The sequence below is a fragment of the Streptomyces sp. STR69 genome (genome assembly GCF_024519455.1).
Lineage (GTDB): Bacteria > Actinomycetota > Actinomycetes > Streptomycetales > Streptomycetaceae > Streptomyces.
Window position 1 is genome coordinate 215,781 of sequence record NZ_JALJRY010000014.1, and the last position, 25,210, is coordinate 240,990.

Consider the following 25,210-nt stretch of genomic DNA (forward strand, 5'->3'; position numbering starts at 1 on the left):
GGTTGCGCCGTGGGCCGGCTCTCCTGATGATGGCGGTGGCTCTCCAGACCGTGCCCGCGGAGGCAAGGTCGGAGCCCACTGTCCCTGCGGCAGCGGCAGCGGCAGCGGCAGCGGCGACGGCGGCGACGGCCCCGGGTGGCTCGCACACCGTCGTCACCTGGGGAGCGAGCGCAGACCGCATGGGCGACGGAGTGGCCGGCCGCGGCTACCGCATGGTCGTGCACACCAGTGTCGCGGGCGGTGAGCTGCGGATCCGGCTCTCCAACGCCTTCGGCGACCGGCCGGTGACCTTCGACAGCGTCTACGCGGGCGTGCAGAAGGAGGGCGCCACGCTGGTGCCCCGTTCCAACCGGCGGCTCACCTTCGGCGGCGGACGGACGATCACCGTCCCCGCCGGGGCGACCGCCTACAGCGACCCGCTGACCGGGGCACTGCCGGCCGCCACCAACCTGGTGGTCAGCATCCACAGCCCGGACGCGGCGGGCCCGGCGACCGGTCACGGACTCGCCATGCAGACGTCGTACGCGACCCAGGGCGACCACACGTCCGAGGAGAGCGGCACCGCCTGGACCGACACCGTCGGCGCCTGGTACTACCTCGACGCCGTCACCGTACGGACGGGCGCGGACACGGGGGCCGTGGTCGCCCTGGGCGACTCCATCACGGACGGCTGGGCGAGCACGACGGACCAGAACCGGCGCTGGCCCGACTACCTGGCCCGACGGCTCCAGCGGGCCGGCACGGCCGTCAGGGGAGTCGCGAACGAAGGGATCTCCGGCAACAAGGTGCTCGCGGACGGCGCCGGGCAGAGCGCCCTCAGGCGGCTGCAGCGGGACGTCCTGTCGCAGCCCGGTGTCCGCACGGTGTTCCTGTTCGAAGGCGTCAACGACATCAAGGCCCACAGCGGCGTCACCGCCCAGGACCTGATCGCCGGCTACCGCGAGATCGTCGACCGGGCACACGCGGCCGGGAAGTGTGTCGTCGGTGCCACGGTCGGGCCGTTCGAGGGCTGGTCCGAATGGGATCCGGCGGGCGAGGCGGTACGTGTGGAGGTGAACCAATTCATCAGGGACAGCGGGGAGTTCGACGGCGTCACCGACTTCGACCACATCCTCCGCAGCCCCTACGACCAGGAAAGGATGCTGCCCTTCTTCGACAGCGGCGACCACCTGCACCCCAACGACAAGGGGATGCAGGCCATGGCCGACGCGGTCGACCTCGCCGGTCTCGACTGCGGGCGGTGAACCTCAGCCGGACGTCCTCGCCTCCGGGGTGATCAGTCCCTGCCGGTAGGCGATCGCCACCGCCTCCGTACGGCTCGCGGCACCCAGCTTCGCGAGGATGTTGGAGACATGGACGCTCGCCGTCTTGCCGGTGATGAACAGTTCCTCGCCGATCTGACGGTTGCTGCGGCCGAGCGCGAGCAGCCGCAGCACGTCCTGCTCGCGGGCCGTCAGCGGCGAGGGGCGCTCCCCGGCGTCCGCCGCCGGATCGCCGAGGCGGCCACGGCGGACGAGTGCGTCCAGCCGCGTGAGCAGGGGCGCGGCACCGAGCCGGGTGGCCGTCTCCCGGGCCGCACGTGCCTGGGCGGCGGCCTCCTCACGTCGGTCGGCTGCCAACAGGGCTTCGGCGAACCGGAATTGGCAGCGCGCCCGTTCATAGACATCGCCGTAGTCGAACGCGGTCACCGCCTTCTCCCAGGCCGCCGCGTCCGGTCCCGTGGTCGCCCGCGTCCACTCCGCCTCGGCGCGCGCCAGCCAGGCCATTCCTTCCGGCCCCTGCGGGCGGTGGCCGTCGCCCTCCTGCGCCACGGCCCGCGCCAGCTCGACGAGTTCCGTCGCGGTGTCCGTCCAGCGGCGCACCCCTGCCTCGTCGCCCGTGAGCCGCAGTGCCGCGGCCCGGTCGGCGACCGGGGCGAGGGCGAGGGCGGCGAGCCGGACCGTCAGGTCGGGACGCCGGCCGGAATCGTCGGTGAGCGCCACGACAGCCGTGCGCATCGCCTCCACGGCCGCCTCCGGATCGTCCCGCAGGCCGCCGGTGTCGGTCAGGGCGATGCCCGCCACCATGGAGGCCATCCAGTCGAACGGCCCCTCCAGCAGCGCGCGCGCCCGGTCGGCGGCCCTCAAGTCGCCGCGTGCCAGGGCCACATAAAGTGCGGGTCCCATGGTGAAGCCGCCCATTCGCGGCAACACGTTCGCGTCGCTCGTGGCGGCTTTCTCGCACTCGTCCCAGCGGCCGAGCGTGTACAGCACCAGCAGTTGGAGGTAGCGCATCTCCAGCGGGTACGGCGAGGACAGCAGTCCGGCGCGACGGGCCCGGTCCAGTCCTTCGGTGAGCCAGGGCAGGGACTCCTCCAGGTGCCCGGACTCGAAGTTGCCGATGGCCAGATGGAACAGCGCGCGCATCTCCACGGGCGCGTGCCCGGCCTGCCGGGCCAGCTCGCGAGCCTGGGCGAGCCGCTCGCGGCCCTCCTTCGTGCGCCGGCCGCCTTTTTCGAGCGTGGCCAGCGAGATCAGCAGATCGGCCCGGGCGTCGACCAGTTGGAGTTCCTCGGCGATGCGCAGGGCCTGCCGGGCGACCCGCAGGGCGATCTCGTCCTCACCGACCTGACGTGCCGTCAGCACATGGGTGGCCGCCGCCCACACCCAGGTCCGCGAGGGCGGCTCGGCGGGGATCATCGCGAGGGCCTCGCTGCTGTAGGCGAACGCGGCGGTGAGGCTGTCGACGCCCATGAGATTGCCGGCCAGCGTGTAGCGGACCCGGGCGGCCAGCTCGGAGTCCGTGTCCTGACCGATCCCGGCGAGCGCGGACCGGGTGAGGGAGACCGCGCGGTGCGCGTCCCCGGCGTGCGCCGCCGCAGCGGAGGCCCGCAGGGTGAGGGTCACGCTGTCGGTGCCCTCGCCGGAGGGCCGGGCCGCCGGATCGACCGACCTCCACAGATCGAGGGCGGTTTCGAGATGCCGCAGCTCCTCGGCGGGCGCGCCCACCCGCTGTGCGTGGTCGGCGGCTTCCAGGGAGGCGGCCAGGGCCTCGGCCAGGTCGTGGCTCTCGCGGTAGTGGTGGGCGCGCTCGGCCGCGCTCTCGGCGGGGTGACCGCGCCCGGCGAGGAGGCGGGCGAACGAGCCGTGCAGCCGGGAGCGCTCGCCCGGGAGCAGATCCGCGTACACCGCTTCGCGGGCGAGGGCGTGCCGGAAGGAGTACGTGTCGCCGTGCCAAGGGACCAGGAGCTGCCGCTCGACGGCCTCCCGCAACGCCGACTCCAGCTCGTCCTCGGGGAGTTGGACCGCGTCCCGCAGCAGGTCGTACTCGACCCGGCGGCCTGCTACGGCGGCGGTGCGCAGCACCTGCTGGGCGGTGTCGGAGAGTTGCTCGAAGCGGATCAGCAGGACGTCGGCGAGACCGCTCGGCACGCCACCCGCCTCCATGTCGGTGGCCGCGAGCAACTCCTCGGCGTAGAAGGCGTTTCCCTCGGCGCGCTCGACGATCCGGCGGACCGTGCCGTCCGGCACCGGGCCCGTGCGCAGGGCGCGCACCAGCCGGGCGACCTCCGCGTCCCCCATGGGCCGCAGCTCCAGGCGCTCCACGGCGGGCAGCCGGACCAGCTCGGCGAGCAGCGGCCGTAGGGGATGGCGGCGGTGGAGGTCGTCCGCGCGGTACGACGCGAAGACCGCGAGGCGGTGGGTGGGCGCCCCGCCCGCCGGGCGCTGGAGGATGCCGCGGCTGAGCAGGAAGCGGAGCAGGTCGCGGGAGGACTGGTCGGCCCAGTGCAGATCCTCCAGGACCAGCAGCAGGGGAGCGATGTCGGAGAGGTCGGCGAGCAGTCCGGCGATGCCCTCGAAGAGGCGCAGTCTGCCGCCGGCGTCCCGGGCCGCGTCCGTGCCGGCGCCGAGCAGCCGGTCGACCGCCGGATGGGCGGCCAGGGCGGCGGTGAAGCGGTCGTCGTCGGCGAGCGCTCCGAGGATCTCGGTGAACGGCAGATAGGGCAGACCGACGTCACCGAGGTCGACGCAGTGCCCGGTCAGGACAGTCATGCCGGCGTCCGTCGCCCGCGCCGCCACCTCGTCGAGGACCCGGGTCTTGCCGACGCCCGCGTCCCCGGCGATCAGCACCGCCCCGGCCGTGCCCGCGCGGGCGCGCTCCAGCGCACCGGCGAGGCGGGCGAGTTCCTCGTCCCTGCCGATGAGCGGCGCTGCTGCTACGGATTGCGACACGTCCCCATCCTGGCACGCGCCGCTGACAACGCACCTGGCCGCCGGGTGGGAGACGATCCCGCCCGGCGGCTCCGCTCAGCGCAGGGTCTCGGCCCAGTTCGCCGGAACGCGTCCCGCGGGACCCGGCACCGGCTGGTCCGCGGGGTGGCTCACCGGGGCGGCGAGTTCGGGACCGGAGTCGTACAGCTCGGAGGTGGTGAAGTTCCAGAACCAGTCCTCGCGCGGCTCGTAGCTCTGGATGAACGGGTGTCCCGTGGACTGGTAGTGGGCCGTGGCGTGCTTGGCGGGGGAGTCGTCGCAACAGCCGACGTGACCGCACTGCGCGCACCGCCGGAGGTGGAACCACCAGCCCTGGGCCGCGTCGCACTCCACGCAGCCCGCGCCGCTCGGCGGGACGCTGGGGTCGATTCCGGTGATGTCGTTCATGCGGACTCCTCGGGCGTCTCGTTGTCCGTGGCGGTGAGGGGGAGCAGGACCTGGAAGCGGGTGTCGCCCGGTACCGACTCCACCTGGAGCGTGCCGTGGTGCTTGTTGACGACGATCCGCCAGGAGATGTCCAGACCGAGACCCGTGCCCTCGCCCACCGGCTTGGTGGTGAAGAACGGATCGAAGATACGGCTCCGGATCTCCTGCGGCACACCGGGCCCCGTGTCCCGGAACTCCACCATCAACTGATCGCGCACCAGCGCCGTCCGCACGGTCAACGTGCCTTCCCCGCCGGCGCTGTTCATGGCGGACACCGCGTTGTCGATCAGGTTCGTCCACACCTGGTTGAGCTCCGCCGGATAGGCCGGGATCTTCGGGAGCGTACGGTCGTACTCCTTGACGACCTTGATGCGGTCGCCGACCTTGCCGCCGAGCATCAGCAGTGTGCTGTCGAGGAGTTCGTGCACATCGGCGACCTGGTAGGGCGCGCGGTCCAGCTGCGAGTACTGCTTGGCGGCGCCCACGAGGTTGGAGATACGGGTCGTGGAGTCCTCGATCTCCGTCATCAACAGCTCTGTCTCGACCGTGTAGTTGAGCCAGCCGATCGCTCCCGGCAGGATCTCCTCGTCCACGGCCGCCGCGACCTGGTCGAGCCACTCGACGTCGAGACCGGCCTGCACGAACGTCGGCGCGATCTGCCAGGACTCCGTGACGCCGTGGTCGTCGAGCCAGTCCGTGAGCTGGTCCTCGCGGTCCGAGGCCTCCAGCGGGCTCAACGTCTGTGCCTTGGCGACCCGTTCGGCCGTGCGCTCCTGGATGTCGATGAGGTTGGCCAGGTCCTCGCGCGAGTACGGGCCGGAGGAGATGACGCGCAGTTTGTGCCGCATCTTCGCCACCCGCTCCCGCAGCGTCGAGGTGGCCCGGACGGCAGCGGCGGCGGGGTTGTTCAGTTCGTGCGTGAGTCCGGCGGACAACGAGCCCAGCGCCAGCAGCCGTTCACGCTGGCTGATCGCCAACTGGCTGCTCTTCTGGCCGAAGAAGAGCCCCTCCAGCAGATGAACGGCCATCGGGAACCACTCGCTCATGATGGCCGCGAACGTCTCGGCGGGCAGCACGAAGAACCGCGTAGTCTCTGTCACCCGCATCGAGTTGAGGTACACCTGCTGCACCCGGTCGCCGATGTAGGCCTGCATCGCGCCCGTGTAGACGCCGCGTTGCGAGGTCCGCGCGACCTCCACGTCGTCCTCGCCGACGCGGCGCGACAGCACCACGGTGCCCTCGATCATGACGTAGAAGCAGGTGGCGGGATCACCCTCGGTGTAGACGGGCCCGGCCTCGAACTGCTCCACCTGTCCGTCGCAGCACAGCCTGCCGAGCTGCTCCGGCGTCAGCTTCTCGAACAGGAACAGCGTGCCGATCTCCTGCGGGCTGCACGGCAGCACCTGCCCGCTCATGACTGCTCCAGGTAGCGGTGGACGAGCATCACGGCCATGGCTCCCTCTCCAACGGCGGACGCGACGCGTTTCGCGGACTCGGCGCGCGCGTCGCCCGCCACGAACACGCCGGGAATGTTGGTCTCCAGGTGATACGGCGACCGGTCCAACTCCCAGCCCGCGGGCGGCTTTCCGTCCGCGGTGAGGTCGGGCCCGGCCAGGATGAACCCGCGCTCGTCGCGCAGCACCGCGCCGTCCAGCCAGTCGGTAAGCGGGGCCGCGCCGATGAACACGAACATCCACTGCGCGTCGACGAGTTCGGTCGCCCCGGTCTCCGTGTCGCGCAGGGTGAGCTGCTCCAGATGGTCGGACCCGTGCGCGGCCTCGACGACCGTGCCGGTGCGGACCGCGATGTTCTCGGCCTCGTTGATCTGCTGGATCAGGTAGTACGACATCGACGCGGTGAGCGACGGACCACGCACCAGCAGGGTCACCGACTTGGCGCCCCGGGCCAGGTACATCGCCGCCTGCCCCGCCGAGTTGGCACCGCCGACGATGTACACGTCGTGCCCCTGGCAGGAGGCGGCCTCGGTCAGCGCCGAGCCGTAGTAGACCCCGCAGCCCGTCAGATCGGGCGTGCCGGGCGCCTCCAGCTGCCGGTACGACACCCCGGTCGCCAGGATCACGGCGTGCGCGGCGACGGCCGAACCGTCCGCGAAATGCACCACCCGGGCCGACCCGTTGGCCTCAAGACCCGTGACCTCGCGCGCGGTGAGGATCTCGGCGCCGAACTTGGTGGCCTGCCGCCGTGCCCGGTCGGTGAGTTGGGCCCCGGACACGCCGTCAGGGAAACCGAGGTAGTTCTCGATCCGCGAACTCTGCCCGGCCTGCCCACCGGTCGCCGACCGTTCCACGAGGACGGTCCGCAGCCCTTCCGAGGCCCCGTAGACGGCCGCGCCGAGCCCGGCCGGGCCGCCGCCGATGACGACGAGGTCGTAGAAGTCGGCCGTCGGTGTGGTCGCGAGCCCCACCTCCGCGGCCAGCTCGGGTGCCTCCGGCTCGACCAGCACCGACCCGTCGGCGGTGATGATGAGTGGCAGCCGCTGCCCGTCCTCCCCGGCGGCGGACAGCAGACGCAGTCCCTCCGGGCTGTCCGCCGAGTACCAGCGGTACGGCACCTGGTTGCGGGCCAGGAACTCCCGCACGTCCGAGGAGCGCGCCGACCAGCGGTGTCCGACCACCTTCGTGGCGGGCACGGGCCGGTAGTCGCTGTTGCGCCACGCCTCCAGAAGGTCGTCCAGGACCGGGTAGAGCTTCTCCTCCGGCGGGTCCCACGGCTTCAGCAGATAGTGGTCGAGGTCCACGACGTTGATCGCGTCGATCGCCGCGTCCGTGTCCGCGTACGCGGTCAGCAGCACCCGACGCGCGCCGGGATACACATCGAGGGCCTGTTCCAGGAACTCGATGCCGTTCATCTGCGGCATGCGGTAGTCGGCCAGGATCACGGCGACGAGATCCCCGCGGAGCTTCAGCTCGCGCAGCGCGTCGAGCGCGGACTCACCTGACTCCGCGCGCACGATCCGGTACGACTCGCCGTAGCGCCGCCGCAGGTCACGGGCGACTGCACGGGAAACTCCCGGATCGTCGTCCACGGTCAAGATGACGGTCCGCGCGGATTCGGCGGCCTGTGCCATACGTCTCCCACCCCGAGTGGTCGGCTTGACGGCACGGCGGCGCCGTTGTCACCGCGCCGGCTCCCGACCATCGTATGTTCGATCGCCCCGCTTCGCTCCGGTAGACCCGATACCGGGGCCGCGGCGGCGCCGGGAGCGCGGCGCGGCTCACCTTGTCACACGGTGACGAACTGCCAGTGCTGGCTGAACGAGCCGGCGGAGCAGGGCGTCAACTCTTCCAGCGCGAGGTTGCCCGTGCCGGTCGCGTACGCGCACAGACCGCTGCTTCGATGGTGCAGCTCGTTCCACTCGAATCCCGCGGCCACCGCGCTCCACTGCTGACTGGTCACGCCGTTGCAGTTGAGCATCCAGAGGACTCCGGCGAACTGGGCCATGCACAGGCCGCTCTGCTTGCTCACCAGGAAGTAGTAGCCGTCACCGGTGGGGACCGCCGTCCACAACTGGTTGTCCGTTCCGGTGCAGTCGTACTGCTGGACGTGGGCCCCCAACGGGGGTTCCTCCCGCCTGATGTCCATGCACTTGCCGCTGAACCGGTTGACCACCTTGAAATACGAGCCGGCCACCGCCGGAGCGGCCAGCCCGGTCGACGACGGGGCGTCGGCGGCCCGGGCGTCGACGACGCCCCAGCAACTGATCACCACGGCCGCCAGCGTGGCCAGCAGCACTCTCGCGCGCCTTCGGACATTGGTCATGTTTCCCCCAGGTGAGCTGTTCGAGACGGGTGGAGTGTGACCCGCCGTGAGCGGCCTGTCGCCTGCTGTGCCGCTCATCGGAACGGAGAGGGCGACTCCTCTCGATCACCGTCCTGGCGGCAGCGTGGTGAAGACTGGGTCCGACAGATGTGACCGCACCACAGGGAGGCCACGGGATGACACGCCCGATCACGGCAGGGGTCGACGGATCGGCGGAGAGTCTCGCCGCACTCGCCTGGGCGGGCCGGGAGGCCGTACGGCGGGGGCTGGCGTTGCGTGTCGTGCATGTCTGGCGGTACGAGTCGCACGAGGTTCTCGACACCGGGAACCGGGACACCCAGGACCGCTGGGTGCGGGATGCGGCTGCCGAGGCGGCCCGGACGCTCGCCGAACGCCACCCGGGCCTGGATGTGACCACGGACGTCCTGGAGGGCGACCCCGTCGACACCCTGACCGCCGCAGCTGCCGACTCCGAACTACTGGTGCTCGGCTCGCGCGGGCACGGGCCCGTCGTGGGGTTCCTGCTCGGTTCCGTCGGACAGCAGGTGATAGGGGACGCCGTACGGCCCGTTGTGCTCGTGCGCGCCGGGGACGAGGTGTCCGGGGAGGCCGCCGGGCGGGAGATCGTCGTGGGGCAGCACGGAGACCCCGAGGACAGTGCCGCCGCGCTCGGCTTCGCCTTCGAGACCGCGGCGGCACGCGGCGCCACCGTACGGGCCGTACGGGCGTGGACCCTGCCACCCGTGTTCGCCTACAGCCCGGGCTCCATGAAGCTCCTCGACGAGGCCGGCGGCCTGGAACCGTACGAGAAGAAGGCCCTCGCCGAGGCGCTGGAGCCGTGGAGGGAACGCTTCCCCGATGTCCCCGTCGTCGAGCACATCGAGATGGGCAGCGCGGGGCAGGTATTGCTGTCGGTGGCGGGGCGGGCGCAGCTGATGGTCGTCGGGCGGCGCGCCCACCGTACGGCGGTGGGCGCGCGGATCGGCTCGGTCGCGCACGGGGTGCTGCACCACGCGGAGTGCCCGGTGGCCGTGGTGCCGGCTCCCTGACCTCAGACGTCCTCGACGCGTACCGGGACGCCCTTCTCCACCGACCTGATGGCCGCCAGCGCGATCGTCAGCGCGGCGCGGGCGTCCTCGCCGGTGGCCGACGGGGTGCGCGCGGTGCGGATGCTGTCCGCGAAGTCGGCGAGCTCGGCGACGTAGGCCTCGTGGAACAGGTCCTGGTCGTAGGCGATCGTCTCGGCCGCGATGCCGTCGGCGCCGTAGGACGTCAGATGGGTGCGCCGGATGTCGCCCATGGTGAGCATGCCCGCCGAGCCGAAGACCTCGCCGCGCACGTCATAGCCGTACACCGCCTGGAAGTTGGCCTCGGCGGTGGCGAGGGCGCCGTTGTCGAAGCGGATCGTGACCACGGCCGTGTCGAGGAGGCCGCGGTCCTTGAAGTCGGGGCGGACCAGGGCGTCGGCCATGGCGAAGACCTCGACCGGTTCGGAGCCGGGGTTGAGGTAGCGCAGGGTGTCGAAGTCGTGGATGAGGGTTTCCAGGAAGATCGTCCACGGCGGGACGGGGGTGGGGTCGGCCAGTTTCGGGTCGCGGGTGAGTGAGCGCAGCAGTTGCGGGGTGCCGATCACGCCCGCGGCCACCTTGTCGTGCGCGGCCCGGAACCCGGCGTCGTGGCGGCGGTTGAAGCCGACCTGGAGAGGCACGTCCGCCTCGGCGGCGGCAGCGATGGCGCGGTCGGCGTCCGAGAGGGTGGTCGCCATCGGCTTCTCGCAGTAGACGGCCTTGCCCGCGCGCGCCGCGGCCTCGACCATGTCGGCGTGGGTGCGGGCCGGTGTCGCGATGACCACCGCGTCGACAGCCGGGTCCGCGAAGAGGTCGGCGATCTCGGTGTACGCCGTGGCGCAGTCGAGCCGGTCGGCCAGGTTCCGCGCGGCGCCCGGCGCGGGGTCGGCGACGGCGGCGAGACGGACGCCGGGCAGTCGGTGGGCGAGGGTCTGGGCATGGAAGGAACCCATGCGGCCAGCGCCCACCAGGCCGATGGAGAGGGGGAGTTGGGTGGTCATGCGGGTTCTCCGTACGTCCGGTTGGGATCGTGACAGGTCAGATCGTGAACGCGGTGCGGAAGCGGTCCAGGGCGCGTTCGCTGTCGTCGTCCGAGGCCCAGGCCTCCATCGCGACCGTGCCGTCGTAGCCGATGTCGGCGAGGGCGCGGGCGATCGCCGGGTAGCTGATCTCGCCGGTGCCTGGCTCCTGGCGGCCCGGTACGTCCGCCACCTGGATCTCGCCGATCAGGCCCAACCGGTGTGCCTTGCGGACGAGTTCGACGAGGTTCCCCTCGCCGATCTGCGCGTGGTACAGATCCAGGTTCATCCGCAGGCCGGGGCGGTCCACCGCCTTGACCAGGGCCAGGGTGTCGGCGGCCGTCGCGAACGGGACGCCCGGGTGGTCGACCGCGGAGTTGAGGTTCTCCAGCGTGAAGGTGACCCCGGCGCTCTCGCCCAGCTCGGCGAGGCGGGTCAGGGTGCGGTGGGCGGCGATCCACATCGGGCCCGTGGGTTCACCGCGCACCGGAACCACCGGCAGGCCCTCCGAGTTCAGGCCCGTGCCGTGCAAGTTCAGCCGGGGGCAACCGAGTTGATCGGCGGCCTTGACCGACTCCTCCGCGGTGCGCAGGAGTTCGGCGGCGCCCGCCTCGTCGGTGAGGCTGCCCCGGATGTAGCCCGTCATCGACGAGAACTCGGCCGGGGTCCGCGTGAGCGCGTCCAGGTCGTGCCGGGTCCAGTCCCAGATCTCGACCTGGAAACCGGCTTCGTGGATACGCCGCGCCCGCTCGTGGATCGGCAGGTCCCGGAAGACCATCTCGGCACAGACCGCCAACGTGTACATGATCGCTCGCCCTTCTAGAACGTTCTAGATGTCAGTAGTACGCCACTACCGGATGTGTGTGTCAAGCCTTCGCCCGGGATGCTTCTAGAACGTTGCAGAACCCTGTCGAGCAGCTAGGATCTCGGCAGGCGACGCCCCCTCGACCGGAAGGAAATCCGTGCCGGCCACCCCCGAGGTCCCCGACGGCAAGCGGCCCACCCTGGCCCATGTCGCGGCCCGGGCGGGAGTCTCCGTCGCGCTGGTCTCGATCGTGATGCGCGGTGCCTACGGCGCGAGCGCCGCGTCCCGGGAGCGGGTGCTCAAGGCCGCCGAGGAGATCGGCTACCGGCCCGACACCCGGGCCAGGGTGCTGCGCAGCAACCGCTCACGCCTGCTCGGCGTGCAGTTCGGGCTGCGCCATCCCTTCCACACCGATCTGGTGGAGGGCATCTACGCCGCTGCCGAGCCCGCCGGCTATCAGGTGGCCCTCAGTGCCGTGGCGCCCACGCGCGGCGAGCGGCAGGCCGTGGAGGCGCTGCTCGCCGACCGCTGCGAGGCCCTGGTCCTGCTCGGCCCCGAGGTCCCGGCCACCCGCCTCGCGCACCTCGCCACCCAGGTCCCGGTCGTCTCGGTGGCCCGGCGGCTGCGGCCCGCTCCGCCGGCCGTGGACGTCGTCCGCACCGCCGACGACGAGGGGGCCCGCCAGGCCGTCGACCATCTGGTGGCGCTCGGCCACCGGACCATCGCCCACATCGACGGCGGCCGGGCGCCCGGCGCCGCCGACCGCCGCCGCGGCTACCGCACCGCGATGCACCGCCACGGCCTCGACGAACACGTCCGTGTCCTGCCCGGGGGACTCACCGAGGACGACGGCGCGCGAGCCGCCCGCACCCTGCTCGCGGAGAATCCCCGTCCCAGTGCGGTCCTCGCCTTCAACGACCGCTGCGCCACGGGCGTCCTCGACACCTTCCTGCGGGCCGGTGTCACCGTTCCCGGCGAGATCTCCGTGGTCGGTTTCGACGACACCAGTCTGTCGCGGCTCGCCCACATCGACCTCACCACCGTCGCCCAGGACATCCCCCGCCTCGCTGAACTCGCCGTCGGCCGCGCCATCGCCCGCCTCGACGGCGAGCCCGTACCGGAGGGCGAGCAGGTCGTCGCACCGCGTCTCGTGGTCCGGGGGACCACGGGCGCGCCCGGCACGGGCTGAGCCGGCTCACTCCGCCGAGGCCGGCTCCAGGGTCTCGCGCACCTTCGGCAGGATGTTGGTGATGTAGTCCTCGACCACCGTGTCCAGATCGATGTCGTGCTGCGCCCGCTCCGCCAGATACCAGCGGTGTTCGAGCAGCTCGTGGTAGATCTCGGCCGAGTCCATCGACCCGCGCAGCTCCAGCGGTACGGCCCGCACGGTGGGCCGGAACACGTCCCGCACCCACCGGTGCGCGAGCACCTCGGGCCGGGCGGCGAGGGGATCGCCCGGGGCGTAGTCGTCCTGGGTGGCCATCCAGCTCTCCAGGTCGTTGAGCAGCCGCCGCGCCTGGTTCTCCTCGGCGTCCAGGCCGGTCAGCCGCAGCAGTTGGCGCTGGTGGTGGCCCGCGTCGACGACCTTCGGCACGAAGGTGACGGTGTCGCCGTTCGGGGAGTGCTCGATCTGCATCTCGGCCACGTCGAAGCCGAGTTCGTTGAGGCGCCGGATCCGGCGTTCGATGAAGTGGTACTTGCCCGCCGGGTACACCGAGACCCTCGTCAGCTCCTCCCACAGGCCCTGGTAGCGGGCGCAGATCTCCATGCCGAACTCGATCGGGTCGACGGACGGGTGCAGCGCCCCGGACGCCTCCAGGTCGAGCAGCTCCCCACTGATGTTCACGCGGGCGAGATCGAGGTCGTAGTCCCGCTGCCCGTCGCTCAGTCGCGCGTGCAGGTCGCCGGTCTCGGCGTCCACGAGATACGCGGCGTAGGCGCCCGCGTCCCGCCGGAACAGCGTGTTGGACAGCGAGCAGTCGCCCCACGCGAACCCGGCCAGGTGCAGCCGCACCAGCAGTACCGCGAGCGCGTCCATCAGCCGGTGCATGGTGGCGGGCCGCAGCGTCGTCTCGAACATCGAGCGGTACGGCATCGAGCCGCCCAGGTGCCGGGTGATCAGGACCGGTTCCAGTGGCTCGCCGGCCGTGTCGGCGCGCCCGGTGACCACGGCGAGGGGGTCGACGGCGGGGATGCCGAGCCGGTCCAGGTCGCGCAGCAGCTCGTACTCGCGCAGCGCGGGCCGTTCCGCCAGCTCCTTGACGGCTATGACCTCGCTGCCTGCGCGGGCGTAGCGCACGACGTGACGGGAGATGCCGCGCGGCAGCGGCACCAGGTACTCGTCGGGCCACTCCTCCAGCGGAACGTCCCAGGGCAGTTCCAGCAGGAGCGCCGGATGCTCGGGGTTGGTCGCGTTGATCTGCAGTGCCATGAGACGACCCTAGAGCGTGTGTTCGCGGGCGCGTCGGGCCGCCTCACGGATCGGACCGGTGTGCACGGGGCCGTGGCCGGGCAGCAGGGTGTCGGCGTCGAGCGCTTCGAGGACGTCCAGCGAGGCGAGGGCACGGTCGCGCTCGTGGTGGAACATGCCGGGGAGCAGCTGCGGGCCCTTGATCCGCGAGGTCGGATGGCCGCTGACCAGGGCGTCCCCGGAGATCACGATCCCGCTGTCCGGGAGATGGAACACGCAGTGCCCGCTCGTGTGGCCGGGGGTGTGCACGGGGACGGGCCGGCCGGGCAGGTCGAGCGGGCCGTCCCCGGCCGGGAACGCCTCGGCCGCGGCGACCGGATGCTGCTCCATGCCTCCGGAGCGGATCGTGTGCACCGCCCAGGGCAGTACGCCGGGACGCCAGGCGTTCTTCAGTACGTCGCCCAGTGTCACCTGCTGGAGGAACTCCCGGCGGGCGTGCGGGACTTCGGCCTCGTGCGCGTAGACGGGTGTGCCGTGGGCGCCATGGAGGTACTCCGCCGAGCCGAGGTGGTCGTTGTGGGCGTGGGTGAGGAGCACCGCCACGACCGCCTTCGCCGAACTCCCCACCTGCTCAAGGGAGTCGAGGACGAGCGAACGGTCCCCGGGATACCCGGTGTCCACCAACGTGGCCGTGTCGCCGTCCGTGAGGATCACCCAGTTGGTGTTGCTGCCGTGCACGAGATAGGTGGCGTCGGCGACTTGGCGTACTTCTGCCCGCATGATCGTTCCTTGCCTGGTGGTGCTGTTCGGATCCGGCCAGTGATTCGGGATCCAGCCAACCAGACGCGTAGGGTCTCTGCGCGCGCGGGGGAAGCCGCCTCCGGCACCGTCCGCCGGAGGCGGCCCCCGCGCGCGTCCGAAGCGGCCGCCTCTCCGCCTCAGCGCACGCCGTGCGGGCGGAACTGCACGCTGATGCGCGGTCCCGCGGCTCGGGTGGTCTTGGGGACGCAGTGCTCCCAGGTCCGCTGACAGGAGCCGCCCATCACGATCAGATCGCCGTGCCCCAGCGCGTGCCGCACCGACGCGCCGCCGCGCAGCGGACGCAACAGCAGGTCGCGGGGCGCGCCCACGGACAGGATGGCCACCATCGTGTCCACGCGGGCACCCCGCCCGATCCGGTCACCGTGCCAGGCGACACTGTCCCGGCCGTCCCGGTAGTAGCACAGCCCGGACGTGGTGAAGGGCTCGCCCAACTCCCGTGCGTAGTACGCCGAGAGCGCGTCCCGGGCCTCGGCCAGCACGGGATGCGGCAGCGCGTCGTCCGCACCGTAGAAGGCCAGCAGCCGGGGTACGGCAACGACCTGGTCGTACATCTGACGGCGCTCGGCGCGCCACGGCACCTCGGCGGCCAGTTCCTCGAACAGGGTGTCGGCGCCGCTCAGCCAGCCGGGCAGCACGTCGATCCAGGCACCGAGACCCAGCGTGGTGCGGCGGATCCCGTGGAGGGGGCCGAGGCGGAGTCGGTCGGTCTGGTCGAAGAGGGAGCCCTGGAGGTGGTGCGCGGTCATGGAACCAGCGTACCCCTTATTCGAATGTCTGTTCCAATCTGAACCTGGCTCTTTTGATGCATCGGTGTATCGGATACATTCGCGTATCGAACGGAGGTCCGGGCATGGTTACCGAGATGACGCCCAAGCGTGTGACCAGGCGCCGTGTCCGCACACGGGCCAACCTGCTGGACGCCGCGTTCGCCGTGTTCGCCGCGAAAGGCTTCGGCCGGGTCTCCATCGAGGAGGTCTGCGAGGCCGCCGGCTACAGCAGGGGCGCCTTCTACTCGAACTTCGACAGCCTGGACGAGTTGTTCTTCGCCCTCTACCAGGAGCGGGCCGAGCTGATCGCGGACCAGGTCTCCGGTGCCTTCGCCCTCGACGGACCGGACCTCGACGTACCGGCCGCCGTGGACCGGGTCACCGACGTGCTCCTCCTCGACCTGGACTGGCTCCTGGTCAAGACGGACTTCCTGGTGCACGCGGCCCGCAACCCGGCCGTCGCGCAGAGCCTGCTCGACCACCGGGCCCGGCTGCGCGCGGCGATCGCCGATCGGCTCGCCCGAGCGGCCGGCCGGTTCGAACTGCCCACCGTGCTCGACCATGTCGACAGCGCGGCCCACGCGGTGATCGCCGCGTACGACGGAGTCACCACCCAACTGCTGCTGGACAAGGACGTGGAGCACGCCCGTGTCTGGCTCAAGCAACTACTCACCGCGCTGCTGACCGACGGCAGCCGCGCCCTCGAATGAGAAAGGCAACGGTCGCCATGGATGCGGACGTCATCGTCGTCGGAGCCGGTCTGGCCGGTCTGGTCGCGGCCCATGAACTGACCAGCCAGGGACGCCGGGTCGCGCTCGTCGACCAGGAGAACGCCGCCAACCTCGGCGGGCAGGCGTTCTGGTCCTTCGGCGGGCTGTTCCTCGTCGACTCGCCGGAACAGCGCCGCCTCGGCATCAAGGACTCCTTCGACCTGGCCTGGAACGACTGGCAGGGCAGCGCCGGCTTCGACCGCGTCGACGACGAGGACTCGTGGGCGGTGCGCTGGGCGCGCGCCTACGTGGAGTTCGCGGCCGGCGAGAAGCGGACCTGGCTCGACGGGCACGGCATCAAGCTGCTGCCCACCGTCGGCTGGGCGGAACGCGGCGACCTGCGCGCCCACGGACACGGCAACTCCGTCCCGCGCTTCCACGTCACCTGGGGCACCGGCACCGGAGTCGTCGAACCCTTCGTGAACTACGCCAGGCAGGCCGCCCGCGACGGGCTCCTCACCTTCTACTACCGCCACCAGGTGGACGAGTTGGTCGTCGCGGAGGGCGAGGCGCGCGGCGTTCGCGGCACCGTCCTCGCCGAGGACGACTCGCCGCGCGGTGTCTCCTCCAGCCGCGAGGCCATCGGCGAGTTCGAACTCACCGCGCAGGCCGTCGTCGTCACCACCGGCGGCATCGGCGCCAACCACGACATCGTCCGCCGCTACTGGCCCGAACGCCTCGGCACCCCGCCCACCGAGATGGTCACCGGCGTCCCCGCCTACGTCGACGGCCGGATGCTCGACATCAGCGCCGAAGCGGGCGCACGCCTGGTCAACCGCGACCGCATGTGGCACTACACCGAGGGCCTGCAGAACTGGAACCCGGTCTGGCCCGGCCACGGCATCCGCATCCTGCCCGGCCCGTCCTCCCTCTGGTTCGACGCCCTCGGCCGCCGCCTGCCCGACCCGTGCCTGCCGGGTTACGACACCCTCAACACCCTCAAGTACCTGCGGACGACAGCGGACTTGGCGGAGCACGACCACTCCTGGTTCATCCTCACCCAGAAGATCATCGAGAAGGAGTTCGCGCTGTCGGGCTCCGAGCAGAACCCCGACATCACCGCCAAGGACAAGAAGGCGGTCCTGCGCGACCGGCTGCTCGGCAAGGGCGCGCCCGGCCCGGTGGACGCCTTCCTGCGCAAGGGTGCGGACTTCGTGACCGCCGGCAACCTGGAGCAACTGGTGGAGAAAATGAACCAGTTGACCGACAAGCCGCTCCTGGACGCGGCCGTGGTGCGGCGCCAGATCGAGGCCCGCGACCTCCAGATGGCCAACCCGTACAGCAAGGACTCCCAGATCCAGGGCATCCGCAACGCCCGCCGCTACATCGGCGACCGCCTGGGCCGCGTGGCCACCCCGCACCGCATCCTCGACCCGGCCGCAGGCCCCCTCATCGGCGTCAAGCTGCACGTCCTGACCCGCAAGACCCTCGGCGGGATCCAGACCGACCTCGACTCCCGGGCCCTCGGCGCCGACGGAACGCCGATCGGCGGACTCTACGCGGCGGGGGAGGTGGCCGGCTTCGGCGGCGGTGGCGTGCACGGGTACAACGCCCTCGAAGGCACCTTCCTCGGCGGCTGCCTCTTCTCCGGGCGCGCGGCGGGCCGCGCGGCGGCCAAGCAGACCGCCTGACCGGACACCACGGCCCGCCTCCTCAGCTGCCGAGGAGGCGGGCCAGCACCGCCGCGTGACTCTCCTGCGGCGACTTGACCGCCGTCAGTAGGGTCACCGGGCCCATACGGACCAAGTTCCCCAAGGTGTGCAGGAGTTGAGCCGCCTCGGGATCGGCGAGTTCCGCCTCGTAGCGACTGGTGAACTCCTCGTACGACCCCTCACCCGCGTGGTACCAGCGGCGCAGTTCGTTCGACGGGGTGAGGGCCTTGGGCCACTCGTCGACGCGGGCCGCGTCCTTGGACAGGCCGCGCGGCCACAGCCGGTCGACCAGGACGCGGACGCCGTCCTCCGGCTCGGGCGGATCGTAGACACGGCGCACGCGTACGGTCACGGGCGGGGCTCCCTCGGGTGGCGGTGGTGCCGTGAGCCTACGTCCGGGCGGGCACGGTTCGCGCAGCCGCTCGCCGGTGGAACGGAAGTCGCCGAGGGCGGCTGGGCAGCCGTCGTGAAGGAAACGGAAGGTCTTGCCGACCGGTCCGCACGCCCGGAAGCGGAGAGCCGTGACAGGAGTGGGGTGTGTCGACTCCGGTGGGGGATGGGCTGATGGTCCTCACTGACGCCCGCTGGGCCCAAGCGGCGTGGGCTGCGCTAGGGCGACGCTGGCGTTGTCGACGGAGTGAATCGCAACAGATCGTAAATAGCGGGAGGAAACGGCCATGGGTGATTTCAGGGTCAAGGAAGTCATGACCCGCGAGGTCGTGCGCGCCCGCCGCGACACACCGTTCAAGGAAGTCGCCCGGCTGCTGGCGGAGCACCGCATCAGCGGACTGCCGGTGGTGGACGACCAGGAGAAGGTCGTCGGGGTGATCTCCGAGACCGACCTGCTCTACCACCAGGTTCGGCAGGATCCGGACCGCCGGCACAGGCGTTTCCACGTGCCACGGCCGAACCGTTCCGCGCGCTCGGCCGCGGCCAAGGCCTGGGCCAGGACCGCGGAGCAGCTCATGACACGACCCGCGTTCATCGTCGCCCCGGAGCAGCACGTGACGGACGCCGCTTCGATGATGGATCTGCACCATGTGGCGCGGCTGCCCGTGGTGGACGACGAGGACCGTCTGGTCGGCATCGTCACCAGGGGCAACCTGTTGAAGCTCTTCCTGCGCCCGGACGCGGAGATCGGCCGGGACGTCGTCGACCGGCTGGTCCGGGGGATCGACTGTCCCCGGTACGAGGTGGACGCCGCTGTCGCCGACGGGGTGGTGACGCTGCGGGGACACCTGGCGCGACGCGGCGACGCCCGGCTCGCGGCGCGGATCGCCGGACAGGTGGACGGCGTCGTCGCGATCACGGACCACCTCACCTACGACTCGGACGGGCTCAGACCGTAGGGGCCTCCTCGGACGCCGGTGTGGACTGCGCAGGCGACCCGGCCGGGTGAACCGAGGCCATGTCATGAGGGCTCGGCCCGTCCGCCGGGGCGGTCTGTCCGGTGGCGTGCGCGTCCGCGGGCACCGCCCCCGTGTCCCCGGCGAGCCGCAGGCCGGTCATGGCGGAGAAGCAGTGCACCGCGTCATCGCGCACCGCGACACGGATCGCGGATCCCTTGCCCTGGGTGGGGCGACCGGGGAGCCGGACGTCGACGGGGACGAGGTCCTGGCCGAGCTTCGCGGTCGCGTGGAGGTACACGACGGCCCCGGTGTCCTCGATCGTGTCGATCACCAGGTCCAGCGCCGGGGTCTCCAGGTCGTCGGGGGAGAGCACCTGGAGATGCTCGGGCCGGATGCCGAGCGTGATCTCGGTGCCGCCGTCGGCGGATGCGGCGTTCAGCGCGGCACGGGTCAAGGGCACGGCCAGCCCGCCCAGTTGGGCCCCGTCCGCGGTGAGCGGCAGCCGGAAGAGGTTCATCGCGGGAGAGCCGATGAAGCCGGCGACGAAGGTGTTGGCGGGGAGCGCGAAGACCTCCTTGGGCTTGCCCACCTGCTGCAGCACGCCGTCCTTCATGACGGCGAGGCGGTCGCCCATCGTCATGGCCTCGACCTGGTCGTGGGTGACGTACACGGTGGTGGTGCCCAGACGGCGCTGCAGCACGGCGATCTGTGTGCGGGTCTGGACGCGCAGCTTGGCGTCCAGGTTGGACAGCGGCTCGTCCATCAGGAACACCCGGGGTTCGCGGACGATGGCGCGCCCCATCGCCACCCGCTGCCGCTGGCCGCCGGAGAGGGACTTGGGCTTGCGGTCGAGGTACTCCTCCAGGTCCAGGATGGCCGCGGCCTCCTGGACGCGCTGCTGGACGCGAGGCTTGGGCATGCGTGCGATCTTGAGCGCGAAGCCCATGTTGGCGGCCGTCGTCATGTGCGGGTACAGCGCGTAGTTCTGGAACACCATCGCGATGTCGCGGTCCTTGGGCGGCAGATGGGTCACGTCCCGCTCGCCGATACGGATCGACCCGGAGTCGACCTCCTCAAGCCCGGCGAGCATGCGCAGGCTGGTCGACTTGCCGCAGCCGGAGGGCCCCACCAGGACCATGAACTCGCCGTCGGCGATCTCCAGATCGAGGTCGCTGACGGCCGGGTGATCCATGCCCGCGAAGCACCGGGTCGCGTGGTCGAAGGTGACGGACGCCATGATCTTCTCCTCCCCTGAACGTCTCCCCCAGACCCAGGCTGGAACGGGAGTCGGCAGTGCGGCAGGACCCGGACGACCCCTCCGTGGTGCCGGTCGGCCCATTGGCCACGGCCGAGTACCGCACAAGGCTTGGACCGACGGACGCGGAAGGGGGGGGAGGGGAGGAGATGTTCCGGTCCCGGGTGGGGCCCTCCAGGCCCGGACACCCGAACACCGACACGGTGCCGCTGATCCCGGCGGCCCACCCGGCCACGGGGGAGGACGGCTCCGACCCCGTCTTCGTCGACTCCAGCGGACGCCGTGGTCGGCGCATCCGGCGCGTCGCCTATACGGCCGCCGCGCTGTGTGCCGCGTACACCGGCGTACTCGCGCTCAGCTTCATGGGCGCGACGCCGTTCGCCCCACGCACCGTACTGCCCGTACCGGGGCTGCCCTCCGACAAGCCCGGTACCGTGACCGAGACCCCGCGCGGCGATCTGCCGGCCGAGTCCGTGGCCCCGTCCTCCGGCGGCGTGTCGGTGTCCCCGTCCGCGCTTCCCGGACCGACGGCCCTGCCCACGGACCCGCCCTCGGGCGGCAGCCCCTCCGCCCCGGCGACGGGCCCCGTCACCTCACCCGCGCCCACGGCGAGTTCCTCACCGACCGGCTCTTCGCCCACGACCGGCCCGACGGGCTCCGGCAGTCCGTCCGGCACCGGTCCCACGGCTTCGGGCGGGACGTCGACTGCCACCTCCGGGAGTTCAGGCGGCACGCCCAGCGGCTCGCCGGACGACGGGGAGTCACCCGGCATCTCCACTGTCCCTGCGGGGACTTGATGAGCGCGCGGCAGCCGGGGCTCACCACCGGCACACGAGGGAGTCGCCGCGGCACCGCCTCCCGCCCGCGGATCGTGTCGCTGCTCGTGGTCCTGGCCGTGATGACGGGCGTCCTGCTGCTGAACGGCTACACGCACGGCGAGTTCGCCGCCGACCACCGGGTGCACCCGCCGGTGGCGGCCGACCGGGTGCCGGCGAAGGTGCTCCACGGCGGCCCCGTGATCGACACCACCGGCTCCGTCACGCGCAGCCACCGGATGCCGGACCGGACCGTCGCCCTGACCTTCGACGACGGCCCCGACCCGACCTGGACCCCGAAGATCCTGGACGTGCTCGACCACTACGGCGTCAGGGGCACCTTCTTCGTGACCGGCGCGGCGACCGCCCGCGAACCCGGCCTCGTACGCCGGATGGTGACCTCCGGACAGGAGGTCGGCGTGCACACCTTCACCCACCCCGACCTCGTGTACCAGTCGGGTTCCCGCACGGACCGCGAACTGGCCCAGACCCAGCTCGCGTTGGCGGGAGCGGCCGGTATCCACAGCTCGCTCGTCCGCCCGCCCTACTCGGCCCACGCGGCGGACCTGGACGACCTCTCCTGGTCCGTGGTCCGGCAGTTGGGCGCGAAGGGGTACATCACCGCCCTCGTCGACATCGACACCGAGGACTGGCGCCGGCCCGGCGCGACCGACATCGCGGACAGCGTCACAGGGAGGCTGAACGGGCAGGGTGCCGTAGTACTGCTGCACGACGCCGGCGGCGACCGCTCCCGGACCGTCCGCGCCCTGGACACCCTGATACCCGAACTCCTCGGCCGGGGCTACCGGTTCACCACCGTCACCGGCGGGCTGGGCGCGGGCAGCGCCCATCACCCGGTCTCCGGCGCGGAGTTGTGGAGCGGCCGGGTCTTCGTGACGGCCGTGGCCGTCGGCGAGTGGCTCGTGCCCGCGCTGGCAACGCTGATGGCCCTGGTGGGCGGCCTGATGCTGCTGCGCTTCGCGGCCATGCTGGTGTTCGCCCGCCGCCACGCCCGGCGGCGCCGCGATCCGGGCTTCTCCTGGGGGCCGGAGATCACCGAACCCGTGAGCGTGGTGATCCCCGCCTACAACGAGCGGAAGTGCATAGCCCACACCGTGCAGTCCGTGGTCAAGAGCGAGCACCCCGTCGAGGTCGTCGTGGTCGACGACGGTTCCACGGACGGCACGGCCGAGACGGTGGAGGCACTCGCGCTGCCCGGCGTCACCGTCGTACGACAGGCCAACCGCGGCAAGTCGGCCGCGCTCAACACAGGTGTGGCCAGGGCCTCGTACCCGCTGATCGTGATGATGGACGGCGACACCGTCTTCGAGCCGGACACCGTGCACCGGCTGGTGCAGCCCTTCGCCGACCGGCGGGTGGGGGCGGTGGCCGGCAACACCAAGGTCGGCAACCGGGGTAGCCTGCTGGGCACTTGGCAGCATCTCGAATACGTGATGGGCCTCAACCTCGACCGCCGCATGTACGACGAGCTCGGCTGCATCCCCACGGTACCGGGGGCCGTCGGCGCGTTCCGGCGCACCGCACTGAGCCACGTCGGCGGCCTGAGCGACGACACCCTCGCCGAGGACACCGACCTCACCATGGCGCTGCACCGGGGCGGTTGGCACGTGGTGTACGAGGAGGGTGCCCGCGCCTGGACCGAAGCGCCCGTGACCGTCGGCCAGTTGTGGCGCCAGCGTTACCGGTGGAGCTACGGCACCCTCCAGTCGATGTGGAAGCACCGTCACGCGGTCGTCGAACGGGGGCACGCGGGACACTTCGGCCGCTACGGACTCGCACTGGTCGTGCTGTTCACCGTGCTCACCCCGCTGCTTGCTCCCCTCATCGACCTGTTCCTCCTGTACGGACTCCTCTTCCAGGACCCGGTGCGCACCGTGGCCGCCTGGGGCGCGCTGCTCACCGTACAACTGCTGTGCGCGGCCTACGCGTTGCGGCTCGACGGCGAGAAGCGGCGGGCGCTGTGGGCGCTGCCGTTGCAACAGCTCTTCTACCGGCAGTTCCTCTACGCGGTGCTCCTCCAGTCGTGCACCACGGCGCTCACCGGCGTCCGGCTGCGCTGGCACAAGCTGCGCCGCACGGGTCAGGTGAGGGCGCCGGGGCCGCCGACACGGGCAGTGGCATCGACGGCCACCGCCACAACGGCCGCCCCACCGGCGGCGGTTCGCAAGAACGGCGGCCGGAACCTGTATCTGGACTTCCTGCGCGCCGTGGCCCTGGTCCGCGTGGTGACCTACCACACCTTCAACTGGGCCTGGCTGACCCTGGCGTTCCCGGCCATGGGCGTCATGTTCGCGCTGGCCGGCTCGTTGATGGCCCGTTCGCTCGACCGTCATGACCGGACCCCGGCGGCGGTGGTGCGGGCGCGCATGCGACGACTGCTGCCGCCGGTGTGGCTGTTCGGCCTCGTCATGGTCGTCGCGATGCTGCTGACGGGCTGGCGGCCGGACGAGGGCGGCGGCGGGCATGCGGCCGGGTGGGCGCGGATGGCTCTCTGGATCGTGCCGGTGAGCGAGCCGCCCTTCGCCCACACCGACTGGGCCTGGCAGATCGTCGCCCCGCTCTGGTACATCCGCGCCTACCTCCTGTTCGTGATCCTCTCGCCGCTGCTGCTGCGGGCGTTCCGCAAAGCGCCCTGGACAGTCGTGGCGACCGCGCTGGGCCTGGCGGTGCTGGCGCAGAGCGAGCTGCTGCCGTTGCCGGCCCGGGTCGAGGAGCCGTTCACCGACCTGGCCACGTTCGCCGCCTGCTGGCTGCTGGGCTTCGCCCACCACGACGGGCTCGTACGGCGGTTGCCCGCGGCCCGGGTGTGGGTGGTGGCCGCGGCCGTCATGGCGGTGGGCGGCTGGTTCGCGCTGGCGCACCGGACCGAGGAGGGATACGACCTCGGCTCGATCCCGCTCGGACAGGCCTTCTGGTCCTTCGGCTTCGTCCTGTTGCTCCTGCGGCTCGGCCCGCAGAGCGACCGCTGGGTGCGGCGTCACCGGTCGCTGCACGACACCGTGGTGCTGCTCAACGCCCGCGCCGTCACGGTCTATCTGTGGCACGAGGTGGCGCTGGTCGTCGGAGTGGTGCTCATCGACCGCATGTGGCGGATCCCCGCGCTGGAGAACTCCCTGCCGCTCGGCGCCACTTGGTTCCTGTATCTCGCCGCCTGGCCCCTCATCGCCGTGGCCGTACTGCTGGTCGGGTGGGCGGAGGACCGGGCGGCGAAACGTCCGGCACGACTGTGGCCACGGCCGGTTCGGCAGACCGAAGGGGCGTGAGGCGGGGGACGGGGTTGTCCGCCCGCGGACGGACGTGCAGGTGCACTCCTCCCCCTGGATCCTCGGGGGAAGGTGCCCGCACGGCGCGGTCGGTCGTACCGGCGGGCACGCATCCACCCGCTCCCGCGCAAGGCGGATGCCGTCCCGATGGACCGACCCACCGGGGCGTTCCCGGCGCGGGGCGTCGGGGGGAGCTGCCTCCGCGCCACTTTCAGTGTCCGTCGCGGATCTGTGGGGAAGGCGTGCCGAACGGCTCCTGTCGGGGGCCGTTCGGCTGGTTCCGGCGGCCCGTGGCGCGGCAGGCCGTCACGGCTCGGCAGGGCCGGCCAGCGCCACGAAGTCGTCGGAGTAGACGTCGTGGAGCCGAATGGCGAGGTCCTCCAGGGCGCGGCTGGCGGCGAGCTCGTCACCGATCTCCGGAACGGCACGGTCCATCGGGTTGCGCCTGGCCACACCACGGCCGGTGATCGTCGACGTGTCCCGGGTGCGCAGGACGGCCCGTGCGTGAGTGTCGTCGCCGTCCTCGGTGATGTAGATCTGTACGGTCCACTGCTTGGCTTCCATCGTGATCACTCCCGAGCGGAGGGGTACGAGGGCCGAGCGGGCAGACCCGCAGGGACCCGGAGCGGGACTGCGGGGGAGCGCGACGGCTTCTGCCTCCACTTCTCAGCCTGCGCCTGTCCACGGAGCCGGTCCAGGGCCGAACGGCCCACCGGGCAGGCATCGTCGTGCGTCTCGC

The 25,210-nt window shown here is 71.6% G+C and carries 20 protein-coding genes and 1 pseudogene; 8 read left to right on the plus strand and 13 right to left on the minus strand.

Annotation, left to right across the window (positions count from 1 at the left end; translation table 11 throughout):
• The first annotated feature begins 29 nt into the window (after positions 1-29).
• Positions 30-1,244, plus strand: a complete 1,215-nt coding sequence (locus OC490_RS26365) for an SGNH/GDSL hydrolase family protein (protein WP_262060534.1) — start codon at positions 30-32, stop codon at positions 1,242-1,244.
• 3 nt (positions 1,245-1,247) lie between these two features.
• On the opposite strand, the gene OC490_RS26370 is transcribed toward OC490_RS26365, so the two are convergent.
• The 5 genes from OC490_RS26370 to OC490_RS26390 all read right to left on the minus strand — a co-directional run bounded on the left by OC490_RS26370 (position 1,248) and on the right by OC490_RS26390 (position 8,456).
• Complete coding sequence (locus tag OC490_RS26370; protein ID WP_262060470.1) at positions 1,248-4,211, minus strand: helix-turn-helix transcriptional regulator; 2,964 nt, start codon at positions 4,209-4,211, stop codon at positions 1,248-1,250.
• 75 nt (positions 4,212-4,286) lie between these two features.
• On the minus strand, positions 4,287-4,637 hold the full coding sequence (locus tag OC490_RS26375; RefSeq protein ID WP_200709027.1) for a UBP-type zinc finger domain-containing protein: 351 nt from the start codon (positions 4,635-4,637) through the stop codon (positions 4,287-4,289).
• Complete coding sequence (locus OC490_RS26380; protein ID WP_262060471.1) at positions 4,634-6,091, minus strand: ATP-binding protein; 1,458 nt, start codon at positions 6,089-6,091, stop codon at positions 4,634-4,636. The genes OC490_RS26375 and OC490_RS26380 overlap by 4 nt, the downstream gene beginning before the upstream one ends.
• Positions 6,088-7,764, minus strand: coding sequence for an FAD-dependent oxidoreductase (locus OC490_RS26385; protein ID WP_262060472.1), 1,677 nt, complete (start codon positions 7,762-7,764; stop codon positions 6,088-6,090). Before OC490_RS26385 ends, OC490_RS26380 begins: the two co-directional genes overlap by 4 nt.
• 155 nt (positions 7,765-7,919) lie before the next feature.
• Positions 7,920-8,456: an RICIN domain-containing protein gene (locus OC490_RS26390; RefSeq protein ID WP_262060473.1), complete on the minus strand. Its 537-nt coding sequence runs from the start codon at positions 8,454-8,456 to the stop codon at positions 7,920-7,922.
• Positions 8,457-8,632: 176 nt separating this feature from the next.
• Between OC490_RS26390 and OC490_RS26395 the strand changes: the two genes are divergently transcribed.
• Positions 8,633-9,505, plus strand: coding sequence for a universal stress protein (locus tag OC490_RS26395; RefSeq protein WP_262060474.1), 873 nt, complete (start codon positions 8,633-8,635; stop codon positions 9,503-9,505).
• A 2-nt stretch (positions 9,506-9,507) separates the two neighbouring features.
• On the opposite strand, the gene OC490_RS26400 is transcribed toward OC490_RS26395, so the two are convergent.
• Together OC490_RS26400 and OC490_RS26405 are read right to left on the minus strand one after the other, a co-directional pair.
• On the minus strand, positions 9,508-10,524 hold the full coding sequence (locus tag OC490_RS26400; RefSeq protein ID WP_262060475.1) for a Gfo/Idh/MocA family oxidoreductase: 1,017 nt from the start codon (positions 10,522-10,524) through the stop codon (positions 9,508-9,510).
• Positions 10,525-10,561: 37 nt separating this feature from the next.
• Positions 10,562-11,347: a TIM barrel protein gene (locus OC490_RS26405; RefSeq protein ID WP_262060476.1), complete on the minus strand. Its 786-nt coding sequence runs from the start codon at positions 11,345-11,347 to the stop codon at positions 10,562-10,564.
• A 157-nt stretch (positions 11,348-11,504) separates the two neighbouring features.
• On the opposite strand from OC490_RS26405, the gene OC490_RS26410 reads away from it, so the two are divergent.
• On the plus strand, positions 11,505-12,536 hold the full coding sequence (locus OC490_RS26410; RefSeq protein WP_262060477.1) for a LacI family DNA-binding transcriptional regulator: 1,032 nt from the start codon (positions 11,505-11,507) through the stop codon (positions 12,534-12,536).
• A gap of 6 nt (positions 12,537-12,542) precedes the next feature.
• On the opposite strand, the gene OC490_RS26415 is transcribed toward OC490_RS26410, so the two are convergent.
• From OC490_RS26415 to OC490_RS26425, 3 genes are all read right to left on the minus strand, one after another.
• Positions 12,543-13,778 (minus strand): DUF4032 domain-containing protein, encoded by a 1,236-nt coding sequence (locus OC490_RS26415; protein ID WP_262060478.1) that lies wholly within the window; start codon positions 13,776-13,778, stop codon positions 12,543-12,545.
• Positions 13,779-13,787: 9 nt separating this feature from the next.
• Positions 13,788-14,537 carry an MBL fold metallo-hydrolase gene (locus OC490_RS26420; protein WP_262060479.1) on the minus strand — a complete coding sequence of 250 codons (750 nt, stop codon included), beginning with the start codon at positions 14,535-14,537 and terminating at the stop codon, positions 13,788-13,790.
• Between the two features lie 158 nt (positions 14,538-14,695).
• On the minus strand, positions 14,696-15,325 hold the full coding sequence (locus OC490_RS26425; protein ID WP_262060480.1) for an alpha-ketoglutarate-dependent dioxygenase AlkB: 630 nt from the start codon (positions 15,323-15,325) through the stop codon (positions 14,696-14,698).
• 104 nt (positions 15,326-15,429) lie between these two features.
• Here OC490_RS26425 and OC490_RS26430 point away from each other — a divergent pair, with 104 nt between their 5' ends.
• On the plus strand, positions 15,430-16,056 hold the full coding sequence (locus OC490_RS26430; RefSeq protein ID WP_262060481.1) for a TetR/AcrR family transcriptional regulator: 627 nt from the start codon (positions 15,430-15,432) through the stop codon (positions 16,054-16,056).
• A gap of 17 nt (positions 16,057-16,073) precedes the next feature.
• Positions 16,074-17,747, plus strand: a complete 1,674-nt coding sequence (locus tag OC490_RS26435; protein WP_262060482.1) for an FAD-binding dehydrogenase — start codon at positions 16,074-16,076, stop codon at positions 17,745-17,747.
• Between the two features lie 22 nt (positions 17,748-17,769).
• On the opposite strand, the gene OC490_RS26440 is transcribed toward OC490_RS26435, so the two are convergent.
• Positions 17,770-18,120 (minus strand): DUF488 domain-containing protein, encoded by a 351-nt coding sequence (locus OC490_RS26440; protein ID WP_262060483.1) that lies wholly within the window; start codon positions 18,118-18,120, stop codon positions 17,770-17,772.
• A 325-nt stretch (positions 18,121-18,445) separates the two neighbouring features.
• On the opposite strand from OC490_RS26440, the gene OC490_RS26445 reads away from it, so the two are divergent.
• Entirely contained in the window at positions 18,446-19,117 is a 672-nt protein-coding gene (locus tag OC490_RS26445; protein WP_262060484.1) for a CBS domain-containing protein, read from the plus strand.
• A gap of 139 nt (positions 19,118-19,256) precedes the next feature.
• Here OC490_RS26445 and OC490_RS26450 read toward each other — a convergent pair.
• Positions 19,257-20,354: pseudogene (locus tag OC490_RS26450) on the minus strand (ABC transporter ATP-binding protein); the annotation flags it as partial.
• A 167-nt stretch (positions 20,355-20,521) separates the two neighbouring features.
• Between OC490_RS26450 and OC490_RS26455 the strand changes: the two are divergent.
• Entirely contained in the window at positions 20,522-21,169 is a 648-nt protein-coding gene (locus tag OC490_RS26455) for a hypothetical protein (protein WP_262060486.1), read from the plus strand.
• Complete coding sequence (locus tag OC490_RS49600) at positions 21,169-24,471, plus strand: glycosyltransferase (RefSeq protein ID WP_410098996.1); 3,303 nt, start codon at positions 21,169-21,171, stop codon at positions 24,469-24,471. Before OC490_RS26455 ends, OC490_RS49600 begins: the two co-directional genes overlap by 1 nt.
• Before the next feature lie 306 nt (positions 24,472-24,777).
• Here OC490_RS49600 and OC490_RS26470 read toward each other — a convergent pair whose 3' ends face one another.
• The gene (locus tag OC490_RS26470) at positions 24,778-25,035 is read right to left on the minus strand and encodes a DUF1876 domain-containing protein (protein WP_262060487.1); all 258 of its coding nucleotides are present in this window, start codon (positions 25,033-25,035) and stop codon (positions 24,778-24,780) included.
• Positions 25,036-25,210: the final 175 nt, after the last annotated feature.

Excerpts from the sequence above, each read along its gene's own strand:
- OC490_RS26365 (WP_262060534.1), top strand. The coding sequence starts at position 30 with ATGGCGGTGGCTCTCCAGACCGTGCCCGCGGAGGCAAGGTCGGAGCCC.
- OC490_RS26375 (WP_200709027.1), bottom strand. The coding sequence starts at position 4,637 with ATGAACGACATCACCGGAATCGACCCCAGCGTCCCGCCGAGCGGCGCG.
- OC490_RS26380 (WP_262060471.1), bottom strand. The coding sequence starts at position 6,091 with ATGAGCGGGCAGGTGCTGCCGTGCAGCCCGCAGGAGATCGGCACGCTG.
- OC490_RS26385 (WP_262060472.1), bottom strand. The coding sequence starts at position 7,764 with ATGGCACAGGCCGCCGAATCCGCGCGGACCGTCATCTTGACCGTGGAC.
- OC490_RS26390 (WP_262060473.1), bottom strand. The coding sequence starts at position 8,456 with ATGACCAATGTCCGAAGGCGCGCGAGAGTGCTGCTGGCCACGCTGGCG.
- OC490_RS26395 (WP_262060474.1), top strand. The coding sequence starts at position 8,633 with ATGACACGCCCGATCACGGCAGGGGTCGACGGATCGGCGGAGAGTCTC.
- OC490_RS26400 (WP_262060475.1), bottom strand. The coding sequence starts at position 10,524 with ATGACCACCCAACTCCCCCTCTCCATCGGCCTGGTGGGCGCTGGCCGC.
- OC490_RS26405 (WP_262060476.1), bottom strand. The coding sequence starts at position 11,347 with ATGTACACGTTGGCGGTCTGTGCCGAGATGGTCTTCCGGGACCTGCCG.
- OC490_RS26415 (WP_262060478.1), bottom strand. The coding sequence starts at position 13,778 with ATGGCACTGCAGATCAACGCGACCAACCCCGAGCATCCGGCGCTCCTG.
- OC490_RS26420 (WP_262060479.1), bottom strand. The coding sequence starts at position 14,537 with ATGCGGGCAGAAGTACGCCAAGTCGCCGACGCCACCTATCTCGTGCAC.
- OC490_RS26425 (WP_262060480.1), bottom strand. The coding sequence starts at position 15,325 with ATGACCGCGCACCACCTCCAGGGCTCCCTCTTCGACCAGACCGACCGA.
- OC490_RS26430 (WP_262060481.1), top strand. The coding sequence starts at position 15,430 with ATGGTTACCGAGATGACGCCCAAGCGTGTGACCAGGCGCCGTGTCCGC.
- OC490_RS26435 (WP_262060482.1), top strand. The coding sequence starts at position 16,074 with ATGGATGCGGACGTCATCGTCGTCGGAGCCGGTCTGGCCGGTCTGGTC.
- OC490_RS26445 (WP_262060484.1), top strand. The coding sequence starts at position 18,446 with ATGGGTGATTTCAGGGTCAAGGAAGTCATGACCCGCGAGGTCGTGCGC.
- OC490_RS26455 (WP_262060486.1), top strand. The coding sequence starts at position 20,522 with ATGTTCCGGTCCCGGGTGGGGCCCTCCAGGCCCGGACACCCGAACACC.
- OC490_RS49600 (WP_410098996.1), top strand. The coding sequence starts at position 21,169 with ATGAGCGCGCGGCAGCCGGGGCTCACCACCGGCACACGAGGGAGTCGC.
- OC490_RS26470 (WP_262060487.1), bottom strand. The coding sequence starts at position 25,035 with ATGGAAGCCAAGCAGTGGACCGTACAGATCTACATCACCGAGGACGGC.